Below are 18,497 nucleotides of genomic sequence, written 5' to 3'. Positions count from 1 at the left end.
CTCCAGACCCGCCTCGACACCGCGATGGATATGCCGGCGATAGATCGCCAGCATGGCTTCCACGTCACCATCGCGCGAGGGGCGGATGGTGACGTCGTTTTCTCCGGTCATCAACGAACTCGAAACCCCACGCTCTACTCGGCCACGACGTAGGTATAGAGCCGGACGCGGCCCGATTCATCCACTTCGCGATAGACGCCCTGGATTTCGACCTCGAAGCCGGGGAACGTGTTGAACGAGGCCTCGAACATCTTGAGATAGTCGATCATCGGGCGCGAGCGCTCGTTGAGCCGCTCGCCGGGTACGATCGTGGCGATGCCGGGCGGATAGACCACGAAGGGGGTCGTGGCGATGCGCCCTTCGATCTCGCCGATCGGCAGATAATCCACGTCGTTGCGCACGAGGCAGCGCGCGGCATCGTGCGGCGACATGGCGATGTCGGGCAGGTGGCCCGCCGAGAACTGCAGCGCCTGGAGCGCGCTGACATTGGCCGTGCGGAAGAAGCGATGCATGGCCGCACAGAGATCGCGCACCCGCACGCCCGCATAGCGCGCCGCGCGGCGGCGGGCGAATTCGGGGATCACCTCTTCCAGGGGCGCGTTCTCGTCGTGCAGCCGCTTGAAGGCGACGAGGCCCGAAATCAGCGTGCCGGCCTTGGAGGCCTCGACGCCCGGCGTCAGCAGGAAGAGAAGCGAGTTGAGATCGTTCTTTTCCGCCACGATGCGGTTTTCGCGCAGATATTGCGCGACGATCGGCGCGGGGATGCCGTGCTCGCTATAGGTGCCGTTGGACCCGTCGAAGCCGGGCGTCAAGAGCACCAGCTTGTTGGGATCGGTCATGGCGAAGCCCGGCTCCATGCCCTCAAAGCCGTGCCAGCGCGCATCCGGCGTCAGGTGCCAGAAGGCCGGGTTGGTGGCGAGCTGGTCGGTCGAGACGCTTTCCCAGGGCACGTTATGCACCGCGCCGGGGCGCGCGGCATCGGGGATCGCCACCGTGTCGGGCACGAAGGGCTCGAAGAACCAGCGACGGTCGGGCCGCTGTTCCTTTTCCTCGAACTCGCGGCGCACGGCGCGGATCTTCTTGCGCAGCTCGATGCCCAAGCGGATCGTGTCGTCCCAGAGCACTTCGCCCGAGCGGCCCTTCATCATCTGCGCGCCGACGTCCAGCGAGGCGAAGAGCGGATAGAAGGGCGAGGTGGAGGCGTGCTGCATGAAGCTTTCGTTGAAGCGACGATGCTCCACGCGGCGCTTCTGGCCCTTGATGTGCCGGTCCTTGATATGAATTTGCGAGGCCTGGCTGAAGCTCGCCAGCTGCTTGTGGGTGGACTGGGTGGCGATGATGCCCGGCGCGTCCGGCCCGAGTTCGCCCAAGCCCATGGCGAAGCGCCCGGCATAGAGAGGGTGGAACTTCATGAAGCCCGCCCAGGCCTCGTCGAAGAGAATGTATTCGCACAGATGCCCGATCGACTTCAGGATCATCTCGGCATTGTGGATCGTGCCGTCATAGGTGCACTGTTCCACCACGGCGACGCGGAAGGGGCGGGGCTTCTTCCAGGCCTCGGGGTCCTTGACGAGCGGGTGCGTGCGGATGCGCTCACGCAGCGCCGCCTCGTCCAGCGAGGCATAGTCCATCGGGCCGATCAGCCCGTAGGAGTTGCGCGCGGTCGGGATATAGACGGGAATGCCGCCCGAGATCAGAAGCGCGCCGTGATGGGCCGCCTTGTGATTGTTGCGGTCGAACAGGACGAGATCGCCGTCCGTGACCAATGCCGCCAGCGCCACCTTGTTGGAGGTGGAGGTGCCGTTCAGCACGAAATAGGTCTTCTCGGCGCCGAAAATCTTCGCCGCTTCCTTCTGCGCGGCGAGCGCCGGCCCCTCATGGGTCAGGAGGTCGCCGAGATCGAGAACCGAATTGTCGAGATCGTCGCGGAACACGGCTTCGCCGAGATGCTCCATGAACACGCGCCCGATCGGCGAGCGGCTGTAGAAGACGCCGCCATTATGGCCCGGACAGGTCCAGAGCTGGTTGCCCTCTTCGGCATAGTCCACCAGCGCGCCGAAGAAGGGCGTCTTCAGCGTTTCGGCATATTGCTTCAGGCGGCTGATGAGGTTCTTGGCGATAAAGGCCGGGGTTTCCTCCGACAGGAAGACATAGCCGTCGATGAAGTCGAGAACCTCGACCGGCACGTCCTCGAAGCGCTTGCGGCGGATGAGGAGGATAATCGGGAAGTCGAGCCCGCGCCGGCGCATCAGGTTGATCAGGGCGGCCGTCTTGCCCTCCAGCCCCTTCTTGCCCCAGTCGACGATCATGCAGCCGATGGCGGCGTCCGTCTGCACCGAGATTTCGGCGTCTTCCAGACTGCGCGCCCGCACCACCTCGAAACCGGAATGCTCGATTTCCGCCACGATCTGATTGAAGCGGGCCCCTTCGAGGTCGTTGGCGTCGAAGGAAGGCGTGGCGAAAAGGAAGGTAAAGCGTCGGAAATAGTCCATGAGGCACCCGGTTCGTCGTGGCGCGGAATGTCGGCGCGTTTCATGACAGGACCAAGACAATCCCGGCCGATCGCGGAGCGGCGATATCAGGCGGGCTGGAGATGCCCGGTTCGCGGACAAAAGGAAACCCGCGCGCAGGCAATGCGCACGGGTTTCGGCCGTCTCGATGAAGCTGAGGTCAGCCCTTGGCGTTGGCGGCGGGGCGGTTTCCGATCATGCGCCAGTTCTTGTAGAACATGGACTTCATCTGGTCGGCGATCATCGACACGCCGGACAGGAGCGCGCCGAGGAAGCCCGGCACCGGGGTCGGGCGGATCACGTCCATGAAGACATTGTAGCGCCGCGCGTCCACTTCGTTCACCGAGCGATGGAACAGCGTGTCATCGAAAATGTAGAGCGGGTTGTCGCGCCAGAGATGGCGCTGGCCGTTGCACTCGATGAAGACGCGGTCGCTGTCGGCCGGCTTGAGGTTGAGAAGCACGCGCAGCGTCAGGCGCAGCGGGCCGTAATGCCAGGTGGTGGATTCCTTGCCCGAAAAGACCGAGACCGCGATCGTCTTGACGTATTTGAACTCGCGATTGAATTCGGGAACCGTGTCGATATTCTTCTTGCCGTACCAGCGATAGACATACATGCCGCGCCGCCCGTCATGGAACTTGGCGTCGATCTCGCCGGTGATCTCGTCGCGCCGGGTGCGGAACGTGTTCAGCACGGTCTCGATCTCCTCGCGCCATTCGGCCGGGAAATCCTCCAGCGTATAGATGCCGGGGTTGCGGTGGCTGAGAAGGTCCACCAACAGGTTGAAGGGCGAGAGCAGCCAGGTCAGAATGCCGTTGCCCATGAAGTAGCGGCTGATCAGAAGCTGGTTCTTGCCCTTGTTGCGCGCCACGTCGATCACGCCGCAGACGAGCCAGAACAGCGTCAGCCAGGGCACGAACCACAGGAGCAGCGCCACCACGGGCAAGGCGATGGCGATGCGGCGCAGCGCCTTCTTCTGGTTTTTGGTCATGGATTGGCTCCGCCATCCGATCTGAAAAGTTGAGCGGCATAACGGACATTTGATTTCGTCACGCGCAAGGCCTTCACGGCCTCTCCGCGAGGAATTTTCGTAAGGGGGTCCGGCGACCGTTCAAGGACGCTCCGCCGGATGAGGCGTCAGGCGCGCAGCGTTGGATGCAAGACGGGCGCGTAGCCATGGCGGAGGGCTGCGAGGGTCTGCGCGGGTGTGAGAACCGTCACCTCGCCTTCGTCCAACGGCGCGCTGTCGCCATAGCCCTCGAAGCGCCAGAGATGGCGGCGGCCTTGCCAGATCAGCCAGGGCGCGCCGGACTGCTCGATCATCACGCCGTCCGGCAGGGTGGCGGGAGCGGCTCGGGTTCTCACCGGTTGCCGGTCGCGCGTCACCCGCGCGGCGTGGAGCGCAGCGTCCATCGCCTTGGCAGATGGGGGCTCGTCGCCATGGCCCTTGCCCCAAGCGGCCACAAATTGCCGGAAAGCGTCCGGCCGGCACAGCGCGCAGGGGCGGTGTCCCGCCGCCAGCGCCGTCGCCTCGTCCAGAAAGAAGAGTTCGGTATACGCGCCGGGCGACATCAAGGGGCGTTTCGTCCCGCGATAATCGAGCCGGCAGATGATCCAATTGGGATGCTTCCAGCGGCTGCGGCCGAGTTGCCTCGTCTCGTCATGCAGGATGCCGCGATTGCCCATGAAGAGCCCACGCGCCGGGTCGGCGACGATCTCACCGAAGGGCGTCACGCGGTTTTGCAGCGGCATGGTCGGGTCTCCGGATGGGGAGGCCAGTCAAGCATGGGCGGGCGCAGCCACCAAGCTGCGCCCCTGCCTTTGCCCTGTCAGTCGTGCTTTTCGAGGAAGCGTTCGACGCGGGCGAGACAGGCGTCCTTTTCCTCGACATGGGGCATGTGGCTGGAATCGGCGAAGACTTCGCTTTCCACATTCGGAATCCGGTCGATGAAGGGCTGCACGCATTCGGGCGTCGCCTCGTCATAAGCGCCGCGGAACACCAGCGTCGGCGCTTCGATCTGCGACAGGCGGTCCACGACCGTCCAGTTCTTCATCGTGCCGACGACATGGAATTCGTTCGGCCCGTTCATCGTGTGATAGACGGTCGGGTCGCTTTCCACCGCCGCGAAGGTGCGCGCCACTTCCTCCGGCCAGGGCGTGACGCGGCAGACATGCCGGTCGTAGAATTCGCGCGTGGCGGCGAGATATTCGGGGTCGGTGACGGTGCCGGCCGCCTCGTGCCGATCGAGCGCCTCGCGCACATCGTCCGGCAGGGCGGCGCGGAGCTTGCCCGCGCCCGCGATCCAGAGCGGCATGGCGGCCAGGGAATTGGCAAGGATCAACGCCTTCAGCCCGCTCGGCCGGCGCACGGCATGTTCCGACCCCAGCATCCCGCCCCAGGATTGGCCGAGAAGCGCATAGCGATCCTGAATGCCGAGATGGGCGAGGAGATTGTCGAGTTCGCCGAGGAAAAAGTCGACGGTCCAGAAGTCGCCGCCCTTGTCCGGCAGATGCGTCGAGCGGCCATTGCCGATCTGGTCGTAATGGATCACCGCGCGCCCATGGGCGGCGAGTTCCTTGAAGCTGTCGACATAGTCATGCGTGCAGCCCGGCCCGCCATGGGCGATCACCAGCGGCAGGCGCGAGGAGGCGAGGTCGCCTGATACACGGTACCAGGTCTGGTAGTCCTGATGAGGCGCAAAGCCCTCGATGGTGGAAATGGCGGACATATGGTGGCTCCTTGTCTCGAATGAGCCGAGCTTACGGCGCGGGACAAGACGCCGACAGCTATCGAAAAGAAGAGGGGGAGGGCGGATTTTTGCGCGCTTCTGCCCATTTCGTGGGCGCGCACAATTGACGGGCAGAAGTCTATAATGCTTCCATCCTGTCATGACGCTTCTGACCGATCTCACCCAGCGACTTCGCCCCGGCACCGCCCTCGACCCGGCGCTCGACGCCGCGCTCGCTCTCGTGCAGCGCGTCGGCTTCACTTCGGTGATCTACGATTACACGCCCGTTCCACGCACGCATGAGGGCGTTCTCATCACGCCCAATATCCTCGAAGGGCGCGAGGTGCCCGAGGATATGATGCGTCTGTGGCGCTCGGGCTTCTACCAGCTCGACCCCGTGCAGGACGCCGCGCTCGCCTCGGCCGCGCCCTTCGTCTGGTCGGCCTGCGGGCGGCAGAGCCGGGTCATGGAAACGGTCCTATGCCAGCGGCACGATCCGGTGCTCGACTATATGAGGGACATGCATTTCTCCTGCGGCGTCACCGTGCCGATCCATCATCCGGGCGGGGATCTCGCGACCTTCACCGCCATCTGCGTGGATGCCAAGGAGGGCTTCGGCGCACAGGCGGCGGAGTTGGCGCCGGCCATCGGCATTCTTGGCCAGACATTTCATGACGTCGTACAGGCAGGCTTCGCACCCGAGACGCGCCGCTCGCGCCATATGCGCCTGTCGCCGCGCGAGGTGCAGTGCCTCAGCCTCTGCGCCGAAGGGCTGACCGCCAAGGAAATCGCCCGGCGTCTCGATCGCTCGGTGCCGACTGTGACGCTCCATCTCAACAGCGCAGGCCGCAAGCTCGGCGCGCGCAACCGCTTCCAGGCCGTCGCCCGCGCGGCGCATTACCGTCTGCTCGACCTCGAAAGCGAGGGCCAAGCGGCTTGAGGCCCGACCCTATGTGTTTTGATAGCTAGTCCCGGCCCGGACGCCGGTTCACACTTCGAGACACGCAAGCTCGCTGGGGTGGTGCGGTTCGGGCGGAGAGGATTTTTCTCCCCGCCAGCCAAGCCCTCCTAAGCGAAGGTTCATCCGTTTTCGAGCGGAGCGGCGGGCGAGCCGCGAGGCCCGCGCGACCTGGTTTGGAAGGAGATCGTCATGCCGTCTTTGAGACTACGAGCCCTATCCGCGGCGCTGGCCGGCACGGCCCTCGCCTGCGCGCTGGCGGCCAGCCCCGCCTCGGCCCAGGAAAGGGGCGGCAGCCTACGGCTTCTGGCCCGCGCGGCGGCCGGCACGATCGACCCGCAGATCAACTACACGCTGCAATATTGGCAGCTCTTCTACATCACCTATGACGGGCTCGTAACCTTCCGCAAGGCCGGTGACAAGACCGGCTTCGAGGTCGTGCCCGATCTCGCCGAAGCGCTGCCGACGCCGGAAAACGACGGCAAGAGCTACACGTTCAAGCTGCGCAAGGGCATCAAGTTCTCCAACGGCCAGGAGCTGACGACCGACGACGTGGTCGCCTCCTTCCAGCGCATCTTCAAGATTTCCGGCCCGACGGCCGGCACCTTTTACAACGGCATTGTCGGGGCCGACAAATGCATCGCGAGCCCCGCCGACTGCACGCTGGACGGCGGCGTCGTGGCCGACAAGGCGGCCGGCACGGTGACGATCAACCTGACCGCGCCCGACGGCGAGTTCCTCCAGAAGATCGCGGTGCCCCACGCCTATATCATGCCGGCCAGCACCCCGGCGACCGACCAAGGCACGACGCCGATCCCCGGCACCGGGCCTTACGCGATCCAGTCCTACGATCCGAATGCTGCGATCAAGTTCGTGCGCAATCCGAACTTCAAGGAATGGAGCGCCGAGGCGCAGCCCGATGGCCTCGTGGACGACATTTCCTATGATTTCGGCCTGACCGAGGAAGCCGCCGTCACCGCCATCCAGAACGGCGACGCCGACTGGATGTTCGATCAGCCGCCGCCCGATCGCCTGTCCGAGATCGGCACGCAATATGCCAATCAGGTCTTCCTGCATCCGCTGACGGCGATGTGGTACGCGCCGATGAACACCAATCTCGCGCCCTTCGACAATATCAAGGCGCGTCAGGCCGTGAACTTCGCGATCGACCGCAACGCCATCGTCAAGCTGTTCGGTGGCGCGAACCTCGCCCAGCCGGCCTGTCAGATCCTGCCGCCGGACTTCCCCGGCCACGTGCCCTACTGCCCCTACACGCTGAACCCCGGCACCACCTGGTCCGCGCCCGACATGGAGAAGGCGAAGGCCCTCGTCGCCGAGTCCGGCACGGCCGGCCAGGAGGTGAAGATCATCGCCGAGGATACGGTGGTCTCCCGCGCCATCGGCGTCTATCTCCAGGATATCCTCAGCGAACTCGGCTACAAGGCGAGCGTCCAGCCGATCTCGCAGAACCTTCAGTTCACCTATATCCAGAACACCAACAACAAGGTGCAGATTTCGATCTCGCAGTGGTTCCAGGACTATCCCTCGCCCTCGAACTTCCTGAACGTGCTCTTCTCCTGTGCCTCGTTCCATCCGGGCTCCGACGCCTCGGTCAACATCGCGGGCTTCTGCGACAAGGCCGTGGACGCCAAGATGGCGGAAGCTTTCGCGGCCGGCGTGAAGGACCCGAAGGCCGCCCTGCCGATCTGGTCGGAGGTCGACAAGATGGTGACGGACGCCGCGCCCGCCGCCGTGCTCTTCACGCCCAAGCGCGTCGACTTCGTCTCCTCGCGGGTCCAGAACTTCACCTTCAGCCCGCAATTCTACGCCATCTTCTCCAAGATCGCGGTGCAGTGATCCGGTTCGCCTGATCCTCCGGCTGGCTCCGGCAGTCCTGCCCGGAGCCGGCGGTTCCTTTTCCCTTGAGAGGCATCCGGCCAGCGGCGGGCGCTCACCGCCCGCCGCGCCGGACGACGGCAAACCCATCGTGACCGACAGTCTTTCCCCTTCCGCCCCAATAGCGCCGGCGCGCGACATATCGCCCGGCCCCTGGGCCACCGCCTGGCGACGGCTGCGGCGCGACCGCGCTGCCATGCTGGCGCTCGGCCTTCTCGTGCTCGTCGCGCTCGCCTGTCTCGCCGCGCCGCTCTACGCCTCGCACGTATCGGGCACGAACCCGTTCGCCACCAATCTCAACGGCCAGATTACCGTCGATGGGCAGGTGCGCTCGGTTCTGGAGCCGTCCACGACGGGGCTCGGGCTCGGCGTCACGCCCATCGGCCCGACCTGGGAATTCGGCCCCTATATGCTGGGCGCGGACAATCAGGGGCGGGACGTCGCGGCGCGGCTTCTCTATGGCGGGCGCAATTCGCTTCTGATCTCGGGTGCGGCGACGGTGCTGACCTTGAGCCTTGCGGTCGTCGTGGGTCTGGCCTGCGGCTTCTTCGGCGGGCTGGTGGACGGCGTCCTCAACCGGATTCTGGATGTGCTCTGGGCCTTCCCGATCTATCTTCTCGCCATCTCGCTTTCGATCGTCCTGATCAGCCAGGGCGTGTCGATCGGGCCGATCGAGCTGCGCTCGGGAAGCCTCTGGCTGCCGGTCTTCATCATCGGCATCGTCTACGTGCCCTATGTCGCGCGGCCGATCCGGGGGCAGACGCTCTCGCTCATGCGCTCGGAATTCATCACGGCGGCCAAGGCCCTCGGCGTTCCCGCCCATCGCATCTTCTTCAAGGATCTGCTGCCCAACATCCTGCCGCGCGTCATCGTGCTGGTGCCGATCCTGATCGCGCTCAACATGATCACCGAATCCTCGCTCTCCTTCCTGTCGATCGGCGTTCAGCCGCCGGACGCCTCCTGGGGCACGATCATTCAGGACGGGCAGGGGCTTCTCTATTCGCGGCCCGTCGTCGCGCTCGCGCCCGGCATCGCCATCGCGCTCACCGTTCTGGCGCTCAACATCCTGGGCGACGGGGTGCGGGATGCGTTCGATCCGCGCGCCAAGGTGAGGATCGCCTGATGCTGTTCGCGATCCTCTCCCGCCTCGTCAGGCTCGTGTCGGTCATGTTCGGCATCAGCGTCATCGTCTTCCTGATCTTCTTCGCGACGCCCGGCGCGGACCCCGCCGCGCGCATCGCGGGGCGCAACGCGTCGCCCGAAACGCTGCAGCAGGTGCGCGCGAGCTTCGGCCTCGACCAGCCGCTGCCGGTGCAATACGCCGTCATGATGAAGCGCCTCTTCATCACGCAGGACCTGACCTCCTTCGTGAACCGGGGGCAGAAGGTCGTCCCGGCCGTCACCAAGGCCATTCCCGTCACGCTTTCGCTCGTCTTCGGCGCGGCCGTGCTCTGGATCGTCGGCGGGTTGGTGGTGGGCGTCGTCGCGGCCGCCACGCGCGGCTCGATCACCGATAAGGCGCTGATGGCACTCAGCCTCATCGGCGTGTCCATGCCCGTCTTCTGGGTGGGCGAGGTGATGAACCTCCTTAGCCAGAGCCGGATGCACGACACGTTCCTCTTCTCCTGGGTGCCGCCGCTCGGCTACAAGCCGCTTCTGACCGACCCGCTCGGCTGGTTCCGCGCGCTCGTCATTCCCTGGATCACGCTCGCGATCCTTTATATCGGCCTTTACGGGCGCATCCTGCGCGCCGATCTGATCGAGACGCTGCAGGAAGATTTCGTGCGCACCGCGCGCGCCAAGGGCCTGTCGGAGCGGCGCATTCTCCTGCGCCACGGCGTGCGCTCCTCGCTCATCGCCTTCGTCACCATGTTCGGCCTCGATTTCGGGGCGCTGATCGGCGGCGGCGCGCTGCTCACCGAGGTCGTGTTCGGCCTGCGCGGCGTCGGCAAGCTCACCTATGACGCGCTCCAGACGCTGGACCTGCCGGTGATCCTCACCACCGTTCTCTACGCCTCCTTCTTCGTCGTCGCCGCCAATGCGCTGGTGGACATGCTTTATGCCGTGATCGATCCGAGGGTGCGCGATGCCAAGTGAGCCCGTTGTGCCGCTCCTGTCGATCCGCGACCTCTGCGTCGCCTTCCGCACCGAGCGGGGCCTCGTGCGCGCCGTCGAGGGCGTGTCGCTGGAAGTCTCGGCCGGCGAGGTGCTGGGGCTCGTCGGCGAGTCCGGCTCGGGCAAGACGCAGACGCTGCTCTCCGTCCTCGGCCTGATCCTCGACCCCAACGCCGAGATTTCCGGCTCCGTGCGGCTGGAGGGCGAAGAACTCGTCGGCATGCCGCAGAAGCGTCTGCGCCGCATTCGCGGCAAGCAGGCGGCCATGATCTTCCAGGACCCGATGACCGCGCTGACGCCCGTGCACACGGTCGGCGCGCAGATCGTGGAGCAGATTCGCGCCCACACGAAACTTTCCGCAAGGGCCGCGCGCGAAAAGGCCGAAGGGCTTCTGGCCGAAGTCGGCATTCCCGACCCCAAGCGCGTCTTCGATCGCTATCCGCACCAGCTCTCGGGCGGCATGCGCCAGCGCATCGTCATCGCCATGGCGGTCTCCTGCGAGCCCAAGCTCATCGTCGCCGACGAGCCGACCACGGCGCTCGACGTCACCGTGCAGGCGCAGATCCTCGATCTGATCGACCGGCTGCGCCGCGACCATGGCACCGCGGTGGTTTTCGTCACGCATGATCTCGGCGTCGTGTCGGAGATCGCCGACAAGGTGGCCGTCATGTATGCCGGGCGCATCGTGGAAAGCGGGCCGGTGGGCGCGCTCTTTTCCGCGCCGCGCCATCCCTATACGCATGGGCTCTTCAACTCGATCCCGCCGCTGCGCGGCCCGAGGCCCGAACGGCTGACGGGCATTCCCGGCCTGCCGCCATCCTCCGGCGCGCCGATGGAGGGCTGCGCCTTCGCGCCGCGCTGCCGCTACCGGTTCGAGCCCTGCGCCGGGCGCCCGCCGCTCGTGCCCGATGGCGCGCAGGAGGTGGCCTGCTTCCTGCCGGACGCGGCGAAGCGCGGCTTCCGGCGCGAGGATGGCGAAGGCGGGATCGCCGCATGAGCGCCGTGAAAGACAGGTCCATGACCCAGCCCCTTCTCAGCGCCAATGGCGTCACCAAGCGCTTCAACGCCAGCCGCTCCTGGCTCGCCGCGCGCCGGCAGGTGCTGACCGCGGTGGACAACGTTTCCTTCGACGTCATGCCCGGCGAGACGCTCGGCCTCGTCGGGGAATCGGGCTGCGGCAAGTCCACGCTCGGGCGCTGCATCACGCGCCTGCACGATCTCTCGGACGGAAGCCTGCGCTTCGACGGGCAGGAGATTTCGGGGCTGACCATGAAGCAGCTGCGCCCCTTGCGCGCCGGGCTTCAGATGGTGTTCCAGGATCCCTATGCCTCGCTCAATCCGCGCCGGCGGATTGGCGATCTGCTGGCCGAGCCGCTGCGCGTCCACAAGCTCGCCGCCTCGGCCGAGATCGAGGCGCGGGTGGGCGAGCTGCTCACCAGCGTCGAACTGCCCGAAAGCTTCGCGCGGCGCTATCCGCACGAGCTGTCGGGCGGCCAGCGCCAGCGCATCGGCATTGCCCGCGCGCTGGCTCTCAAGCCCAAGCTGATCGTCGCGGACGAGCCGGTGTCGGCGCTGGACGTCTCGGTGCAGGCGCAGATCGTCAATCTCTTCTGCGACCTGCGCGATCGGTTCGGCCTGACCTATCTCTTCATCGCGCATGATCTGGCTGTCGTCCGGCAGATTTCCGACCGGGTCGCCGTGATGTATCTCGGCAGCATCGTCGAGATCGGCGCGGTGGACGAGATCTTCTCGCGGCCCAAGCACCCCTATACGGCGACGCTCTTGGAGGCGATCCCCGAGCCGCACGCCCATGGGCGCAAGACACGCGGCGCGCGCCTGCCCGCGCGGGAAACGCCGAGCCCCGTCAGCCCGCCCGCCGGGTGCCGCTTCGAGCCGCGCTGCCCGCGCGCTCGGGACCGCTGCCGCACGGAGCGCCCGATCCTATCCGCACAGGATGGCGGCTCGCTCGCGGCTTGCCATTTTCCGCTTTGAACGGAAAGGGCGGCGTCAGGCCGCTCCTCTCCTGTCCTCGCATGAGGCGTGGTCGGACAGCGCGATGACGGCGAGCGCCGAGACCAGATGGACGATGGCCCAGAGCAGCATATCGGTTCTCCCTGTGTTTTCTTTTGGAAAGACCTTAGATCCAGGCGCCCTGAGGTTTCGTTGAGAGACATGGTTATCGCCGGAATTTCGATCCATCTATACTATAGAGGATTGGCGAGGGACGAGGTGTTCGGCTTTTTTGCCGGATCTGGACTTCATTCGGACGATATGACTCGTTAAGAATGCCATCGCGGCGGGCAGGGCCTGCTTTCCTCTTCTTGCGGATAGGATGGTGCGATGCTCGATCGGCGGCAGTTCATCGGTGGTGGCGTCGCGCTTTGGGGCGCGGCCGCGGCCGGCGGCCCGGCAAGGGCGGCCGAGAGCGGAGTGGCACTCGCCGCGCATCCGAGCCTGCGCGAAACCGGGCAGAAGGCGGGTATTCCCTTTGGGCTCTGCGAGCCGGCGAGCCGCTTTCCCGCCAATCGCGCCTATATGGACCGGCTCGTCGCCGAATGCTCGCTCTGCGTGCCAGGCAACGAGTTCCACTGGCGCGCCGTCCAACCGGGCCCTAAGGTCTTCAACACCACCAAGCTCGATCTTTTCGCGCGTTACCTTGCGGAGAAGAAGATCGGCCTCGTCGGCCATACCCTCATCTGGTTCCAGACGGTGCCCGACTGGCTGAAGGCGTTGAACGATCCCGCCGCCTTCGAGCGCGCAATGGCGACCTATATCGACCATACCGTTTCGCGCTTTCGCGGCCAGGTCGTGCGCTGGGACGTGATCAATGAGCAGGTGGACCCCAAGAGCCCGCGCGAGGACGGGCTGCGCGACACGCTCTATCTCCAGCGCCTCGGCCCCGATTATATGACCCGCGCCTTTGCGCAGGCGCGGCAGGCCGACCCGAAGGCGTTGCTCTGCTACAATGAATACGGGTTCGAATATGCCAAGGCGGAGGACCGGCGAAAGCGCGACAGCCTGTTGAAGCTTCTGCGGCACCTGCGGGATCAAAAGGCCGAGGTCGATTGCGTCGGCTTCCAGTCGCATCTCGACGGAACCGGGCGGCTCGATCTGGATGGGCTCACGGCTTTCACGCGCGAGGTGGTGAGCCTTGGCTACAAGATCGCCATCACCGAACTCGACGTGAAGGACACGGCCATGCCGGCCGACGAGGCGGAACGCGACCGGCTCGCGGCCGACCATGCCAAGACTTATCTCGACTGCGTCATGGCCGAGACGAAGCCCGTCACGATTACGACCTGGGGCTATACGGACGACAAGAGCTGGTACCAGTATTACGACTGGAGCCGGCGGCGGGACGGTCGCCCGCTGCGCCCGCTCGCTTTCGACGCCGGCTTCCAGCGAAAGCCGCTCTGGGGCGTCATCGAAGCCGCGATCCGCTCTGCTGCATAGCGGCTCCCCGGATATTCACGGAAGGCAGTCTGCGGGCTGGCTGCGTGCTTGCTGATGGTCGGCATGGGTTCCGATTAGCTGTTGGCGGCGGTGATACCCCGCCGCCAGCCGATCACTGACAAGAGGTCCGGAGGTTCACTCCGAGCCTCCCGAAGCCTGCCTCAGGCCCAGACCACGTCGCTGGCATCCAGCGATTCGACGCCGAGCGTGCGGAACGAGTCCGTGCCCCCAGTGTGATGCACGGTCCACACATCGCCCTCGTGGGTCAGCGTCGCGCCGCTGCCGAAGCCGACCAGACGGATCGTGTCGTGCTCCTTGCCCGTGCCGGCCGCGTGGAAATCGGTGATCGTGTCGAAGCCCGAACCCTTTTCGAAGACGAAGATGTCGTTGCCGCCGCCGCCCGTCAGCCAGTCGTCGCCGCCCTTGCCGTTCAGCACTTCCGCGCCGCCATGGCCGGTGATGCGATTGGTCATGCCATTGCCGGTCAGCGTGAGGTTCCAGGCCATGGCCGTCAGGTTCTCGACATTGTCGGGCAGCGTGAAGGAGGCGTAGGTCTCCACCGTATCGACGCCTTCGCCGGGTTTCTCGATGATTGTCACCTTGTCGCCGGCATAGACGCGGTACGTGTCGTCGCCGCGCCCGCCGATCAGCGTGTCGTTGCCGCCCTTGCCGTCCATCAGATTGTTGGAGCCCGAGCCGATCAGCCGGTCCGCGCCGCTCGTGCCCGTCACGTTCAAGCTGTAGCCGGCGCTGACGGGCGGGGCGGTGGGCAACTGGAAGTCGTCGGCGGCGAAATCCGCGATCTTGTGATTGCGGAACACCAACGTCTCGTAGGGCGACAGGGCGAGGTGAACGTCGGCGCCGACCTCCGTCATCGCGCCCTTCACATCCGCGAAGCTCGAAAAGGGCGAGGCGTCGAGCCGGACCACATCGCCCGCGCCTTTGCCGGCCTCGAAGTCGGTGATGATGTCGGAGCCCGCATCCTTGCCGATCACGAACGTGTCGTGGCCAGCGCCCCCGGTCAGGATATCGTTGCCGCCCATGCCGTTAAGGATATTGTCGCCGGCATTGCCGATCAGGATATTGGACTGGGAATTGCCGGTGGCCGAGATGTTGGCGGAGCCGGTCAGCGTCAGGTTCTCGACGAAAGCGGAGAGGGTGAAGGAGACGTCGGAGCGCACCGTGTCGATGCCACCGCCGCTCGCCTCCACGATCTTGGTGGAGCCATTGCGCACGATATAGGTGTCGTCGCCCAGCCCGCCGACCAGCGTGTCCACGCCCGCGCCGCCGTCGATCCGGTCGGCCCCGGCCGTGCCATTGAGCGTTTCGCTGGTGCTCGTGCCGGTGATGGTCGTGGTCGGCGTCGCCGATGTCTTCAGCGTGTAATGGGCGAGCGTATAGTCGCTGAGCTGATAGCCGGAGATCGAGTCGATCTTCATCTGCGCCAGGAAATCCTTCCCCGGCTCGCCGGCCAGCCCGCCCACCGCGATATTGGCGAGCATGTACATGGCGCTGTTCATGTCGGACGGCGTGTCCACCGTCAGCATTTCGTGCCCGTCCACGAAATAGGTCAGCGTGTAGGGCGTCCAGGTGACGCCGAACGTGTGAGAGCCCGAAAGGTCGCCCACGAGGCCGTAACTGCCCTTGTTCATGCCGTCGCTGCCCGAATGGGCGTCGAAATGCACCGCGCCCGGCTGGTCACCGAAAATTTCCATCACGTCGAGTTCGGGCGGCCAGGTGTTGTTGACCGGCAGCAGCCAGAAGGCCGGCCAAGCGCCCGCGCCCTGCGGCAGGGTCGCCTTCATTTCGAAATGGCCATAGGTCTGGGCGAAGGTGGCCTCCGAGGTGATGAGGCCGGACATGTATTGGAAGTTTCCGGTCGATCCCGACACGGAGGAGGGGATGGCCTTGGCCGTGATGGTCAGTTCGCCGTTCTGGACCGAGAACGGGTTGAGGCCGAGGGGAGCGGCCGCTTCCTTGCCGGGCAGGCCCTTGAACGTATTGTCGACATAGAGCTGCCCCTCGCCGTTGGAACTCAGCGTGTAGGCGTTGACCCCGCCCCATTCGAACTGGGTGCGCCAGGTCCCACCCGTGCCGTCGAAGCGCGAGAAGCTGTTGAAGTCGTCGCGGAAGGTCTGAACCATCGAGCTCTTGTCGAGGTCGAAGACGAAGTCCTTGGCCGAAAGCGAACTCGCCACCGTGTTCTGCAACGTCAGCGTCTGCCCGTCGCCGAGCGCGATGAAGCTGTTGGTGCCGACCTGCGTGATCGCGCCCTTCAGTTCCGCGAAGCTCTTGAAGCGCGAGCCGTCGAGACGGATGCGATCGCCCTCCGTGGAGGAGAAGTCGGCAATCAGGTCCGAGCCTTCGCCGCGCGCGACGACGAACGTGTCGGCCCCGCCCTTGCCGGAGAGGACGTCGTTTCCGCCCTTGCCGTTCAGGACATTGTTGCCGTCATTGCCGGTCACGAGATTGGCGAGTTCGTTGCCGATGGCCGAAGAGTTCGCCTTGCCCATCAGGGTCACGTTCTCGACGGACTGGCCGCTCGGCAGGGCGAAGCCGATGTCGTTCCAGCTGAGCACCGTGTCGATGCCCCCGCCTGCCTTCTCCACGATCTTGATGGTAGTGTCGGAGGCCACATAGGTGTCGTCGCCCGAGCCGCCGATGAGCGTCACATGCCGCGCATTGGCGATCAGGTAGTCGTTGCCGGCCGAGCCGTTGACGCTGGCGCCCGCCACGTTGGAAGAGAAGGTGGCGGCGGACGAGCCGGTGAGGGGCAGGGCGTTCTCGAAAACGACATTCTCGGCGATCAGCTTGGAAGCCGTGACGCCTTTCAGCGTCAGCGTCTCGCCCCCGCCCAGCGCGATCACCGTGTCCGCGCCGACCTGCGTCGCCCCGGCGCGGAAGGCCTCGAAGCTCTCGAAGGCGAAGCCCTTCAGATCGAGAAAGTCGCCTTGCGATCCGGCCGCGAAATCCGTGATCGTGTCGGACCCGTTGCCCTTGGCGATCACGAAGGCGTCGCGCCCGGCCCCGCCCGTCAACGTGTCGTTGCCGTCGCCCCCGTCCAGCGTATCGACGCCGGCCGTGCCGATGATCGTATCGGCGACGTTGACGAGGCGGGTATTGGCGGCCGAGAGGCTGCCGATCGCCACGCCCTTGAGGATGACGCCCTCGCGCCCGCCGAGGTCGATATGCGTGTCCGCGCCGACCTGCACCATGCGCTGCTTGAGGGCCGCGAAACTGCCGAACGACGCGCCGTCGATGCGCAGTGTGTCGGCGGCCGGACCGCTGACGGTGAAGTCGGTGATGGTCTTGGTGCCGGTGCCCTGGATGACGACGAACGTGTCGCTGCCGCCCCGGCCGGTCAACGTGTCCGCACCCCGGCCGCCTTCCAGCACGTTGCTGGCGTCGTTGCCGGTGATGATGTTGTCGAGATCGTTGCCCGTGCCGTCGATCGCGCCCGAGCCCATCAGCGTGAGGTTCTCGATCGACTGGTCGCCGGGGAGTTTGTAGCTGTACCAGCTCTGCGCCGTGTCGATGCCTTCGCCGGCCTTCTCGACGATGCGCGTCGTCGGGTTGACGATATAGGTGTCGTCCCCCGCTCCGCCCATGAGCGTGACGGAGGCGGCCTGGGCCGAAAGCTGGTCGTTGCCCGCGCCGCCCTGAAGGCTGCCATTGGCGGTCTTGGCGCTCAGCCACGCGCCCGGCCCGCCGGACACCGCCAGGAGCTTTTCCGTGAGGGCCGAGGGGCCGGTCACGACGGTCTGGGAAGCAGGGGTCTCGACAAGTGCAGCATCCTTCTGGACGGGGGAGGAGGTCGTGGCGCTGGGCTTGAAGGCGAAGTTCGCCTCCGTCAGGTCGCCCGAGTTCACGCCCTTGAGGAGAACGGCGTCGCCTTCCTCCAGCAGCACCAGCGTGTCGGCGCCGACCTGTACGATCCGCTCCTTCAACTGCGCGAAGCTTGCGAAACCCGTGTTCTCGATCAGCAGCTTGTCGGCCGAGGCACCCGATGCGGCGAAGTCGCGCACGACATCCTGGCCGCCGCCCTTCTGCATGACGAACGTGTCGCGCCCGCCGCCGCCGATCAGCACGTCGTTGCCGCGCCCGCCGTTCAGGATATTGTCGCCGCTGTTGCCGGTAAGAACATTGTCGAGATCGTTGCCGGTGCCAGACGAGTTGGCCGTGCCGGCCAGCACGAGATTTTCGATCGACTGCGTGTTGTCGAGCGTGAAGGACGAAGCCCAGGTCTTGACCGTGTCGATGCCTTCGCCGGCCTTTTCGATGATGCGCGTCGTCTGGTTCCAGGCGATATAGACATCGTCGCCTTCGCCGCCGGACAGGACCGTGTTGGCGCCGCCGCGGATTTCGTCGGCGCGCGCGGTGCCCGAGACGGCCGTGCCCGCCGTGTCGGCATAGCGCCAGGCGACGGGACGCCCGGTCGCCTCCGCCGCCTGGGAGCGCGCCAGATTGGCGAGCGCCGCCGCGATCTCGGCTGTCGGACTGTTGGCGGGTGTGCCGGTGTTCGTCGGATCGGTCTGCGTTGGCAAGGCCTTGTCTCCCGCAGCGATCGAGCGCCGGGGGGCGCGGTCGATCGTTCCATTCGTGATGATGGCTCCGATCCTCGCAGCGATGTCGATAGAGATTACCAAGCTGCGCGTATCAATTTTAAACAAGAAATCCTACATCATGTATATGAATACCTATATAGAAGTATATATTACGAAAAATACAATAATATTGCTGCACCGCACTTGACCATGGATTGGGTGATGTAGGAAAAGAACCATCTAGAGTGGCGTTTAGGAAGTACGGAGCCGGCCGAAGCGGCGGGCACGTCTG

At 65.5% G+C, this 18,497-nt stretch carries 12 protein-coding genes; 7 read left to right on the top strand and 5 right to left on the bottom strand.

Going from position 1 to position 18,497, the window contains the following annotated elements; all coding sequences use genetic code 11:
- Positions 1-134 precede the first annotated feature (134 nt).
- The 4 genes from AUL36_RS04215 to AUL36_RS04200 form a co-directional block, all read right to left on the bottom strand.
- Positions 135-2,492, bottom strand: coding sequence for an Orn/Lys/Arg decarboxylase N-terminal domain-containing protein (locus AUL36_RS04215; protein ID WP_058599078.1), 2,358 nt, complete (start codon positions 2,490-2,492; stop codon positions 135-137).
- Positions 2,493-2,670: 178 nt separating this feature from the next.
- Positions 2,671-3,501 (bottom strand): aspartyl/asparaginyl beta-hydroxylase domain-containing protein, encoded by an 831-nt coding sequence (locus AUL36_RS04210; protein ID WP_062218386.1) that lies wholly within the window; start codon positions 3,499-3,501, stop codon positions 2,671-2,673.
- A gap of 146 nt (positions 3,502-3,647) precedes the next feature.
- On the bottom strand, positions 3,648-4,262 hold the full coding sequence (locus AUL36_RS04205) for a hypothetical protein (protein ID WP_062218383.1): 615 nt from the start codon (positions 4,260-4,262) through the stop codon (positions 3,648-3,650).
- 77 nt (positions 4,263-4,339) lie between these two features.
- Positions 4,340-5,239: a proline iminopeptidase-family hydrolase gene (locus AUL36_RS04200; RefSeq protein WP_062218381.1), complete on the bottom strand. Its 900-nt coding sequence runs from the start codon at positions 5,237-5,239 to the stop codon at positions 4,340-4,342.
- 160 nt (positions 5,240-5,399) lie between these two features.
- Here AUL36_RS04200 and AUL36_RS04195 point away from each other — a divergent pair, with 160 nt between their 5' ends.
- The 7 genes from AUL36_RS04195 (at position 5,400) to AUL36_RS04165 (ending at position 13,661) form a co-directional block, all read left to right on the top strand.
- Complete coding sequence (locus AUL36_RS04195; RefSeq protein WP_058599074.1) at positions 5,400-6,179, top strand: helix-turn-helix transcriptional regulator; 780 nt, start codon at positions 5,400-5,402, stop codon at positions 6,177-6,179.
- Positions 6,180-6,389: 210 nt separating this feature from the next.
- Positions 6,390-8,054 (top strand): ABC transporter substrate-binding protein, encoded by a 1,665-nt coding sequence (locus AUL36_RS04190; protein WP_062218379.1) that lies wholly within the window; start codon positions 6,390-6,392, stop codon positions 8,052-8,054.
- A 130-nt stretch (positions 8,055-8,184) separates the two neighbouring features.
- The gene (locus AUL36_RS04185) at positions 8,185-9,216 is read left to right on the top strand and encodes an ABC transporter permease (protein ID WP_062218377.1); all 1,032 of its coding nucleotides are present in this window, start codon (positions 8,185-8,187) and stop codon (positions 9,214-9,216) included.
- Positions 9,216-10,190, top strand: a complete 975-nt coding sequence (locus AUL36_RS04180) for an ABC transporter permease (protein ID WP_062218375.1) — start codon at positions 9,216-9,218, stop codon at positions 10,188-10,190. Before AUL36_RS04185 ends, AUL36_RS04180 begins: the two co-directional genes overlap by 1 nt.
- Entirely contained in the window at positions 10,180-11,205 is a 1,026-nt protein-coding gene (locus AUL36_RS04175; protein ID WP_062218373.1) for an ABC transporter ATP-binding protein, read from the top strand. The genes AUL36_RS04180 and AUL36_RS04175 overlap by 11 nt, the downstream gene beginning before the upstream one ends.
- A 20-nt stretch (positions 11,206-11,225) precedes the next feature.
- The gene (locus AUL36_RS04170) at positions 11,226-12,200 is read left to right on the top strand and encodes an ABC transporter ATP-binding protein (RefSeq protein WP_062218370.1); all 975 of its coding nucleotides are present in this window, start codon (positions 11,226-11,228) and stop codon (positions 12,198-12,200) included.
- 348 nt (positions 12,201-12,548) lie between these two features.
- The gene (locus AUL36_RS04165) at positions 12,549-13,661 is read left to right on the top strand and encodes an endo-1,4-beta-xylanase (RefSeq protein WP_062218368.1); all 1,113 of its coding nucleotides are present in this window, start codon (positions 12,549-12,551) and stop codon (positions 13,659-13,661) included.
- A gap of 161 nt (positions 13,662-13,822) precedes the next feature.
- Here the strand turns inward: AUL36_RS04165 and AUL36_RS04160 are convergent, their stop codons facing one another.
- Positions 13,823-18,205, bottom strand: coding sequence for a family 16 glycosylhydrolase (locus AUL36_RS04160; protein ID WP_192843777.1), 4,383 nt, complete (start codon positions 18,203-18,205; stop codon positions 13,823-13,825).
- Between the last annotated feature and the right edge of the window lie 292 nt (positions 18,206-18,497).

The organism is Aureimonas sp. D3 (genome assembly GCF_001463805.1).
In the GTDB taxonomy this organism is placed as follows: domain Bacteria; phylum Pseudomonadota; class Alphaproteobacteria; order Rhizobiales; family Rhizobiaceae; genus Aureimonas; species Aureimonas ureilytica_A.
Note: the sequence above shows the minus strand (reverse complement) of the source record. Positions and strands in the feature narration are given on the sequence as shown.

Excerpts from the sequence above, each read along its gene's own strand:
- AUL36_RS04215 (WP_058599078.1), bottom strand. The coding sequence starts at position 2,492 with ATGGACTATTTCCGACGCTTTACCTTCCTTTTCGCCACGCCTTCCTTC.
- AUL36_RS04210 (WP_062218386.1), bottom strand. The coding sequence starts at position 3,501 with ATGACCAAAAACCAGAAGAAGGCGCTGCGCCGCATCGCCATCGCCTTG.
- AUL36_RS04205 (WP_062218383.1), bottom strand. The coding sequence starts at position 4,262 with ATGCCGCTGCAAAACCGCGTGACGCCCTTCGGTGAGATCGTCGCCGAC.
- AUL36_RS04200 (WP_062218381.1), bottom strand. The coding sequence starts at position 5,239 with ATGTCCGCCATTTCCACCATCGAGGGCTTTGCGCCTCATCAGGACTAC.
- AUL36_RS04195 (WP_058599074.1), top strand. The coding sequence starts at position 5,400 with ATGACGCTTCTGACCGATCTCACCCAGCGACTTCGCCCCGGCACCGCC.
- AUL36_RS04190 (WP_062218379.1), top strand. The coding sequence starts at position 6,390 with ATGCCGTCTTTGAGACTACGAGCCCTATCCGCGGCGCTGGCCGGCACG.
- AUL36_RS04180 (WP_062218375.1), top strand. The coding sequence starts at position 9,216 with ATGCTGTTCGCGATCCTCTCCCGCCTCGTCAGGCTCGTGTCGGTCATG.
- AUL36_RS04175 (WP_062218373.1), top strand. The coding sequence starts at position 10,180 with ATGCCAAGTGAGCCCGTTGTGCCGCTCCTGTCGATCCGCGACCTCTGC.
- AUL36_RS04170 (WP_062218370.1), top strand. The coding sequence starts at position 11,226 with ATGACCCAGCCCCTTCTCAGCGCCAATGGCGTCACCAAGCGCTTCAAC.
- AUL36_RS04165 (WP_062218368.1), top strand. The coding sequence starts at position 12,549 with ATGCTCGATCGGCGGCAGTTCATCGGTGGTGGCGTCGCGCTTTGGGGC.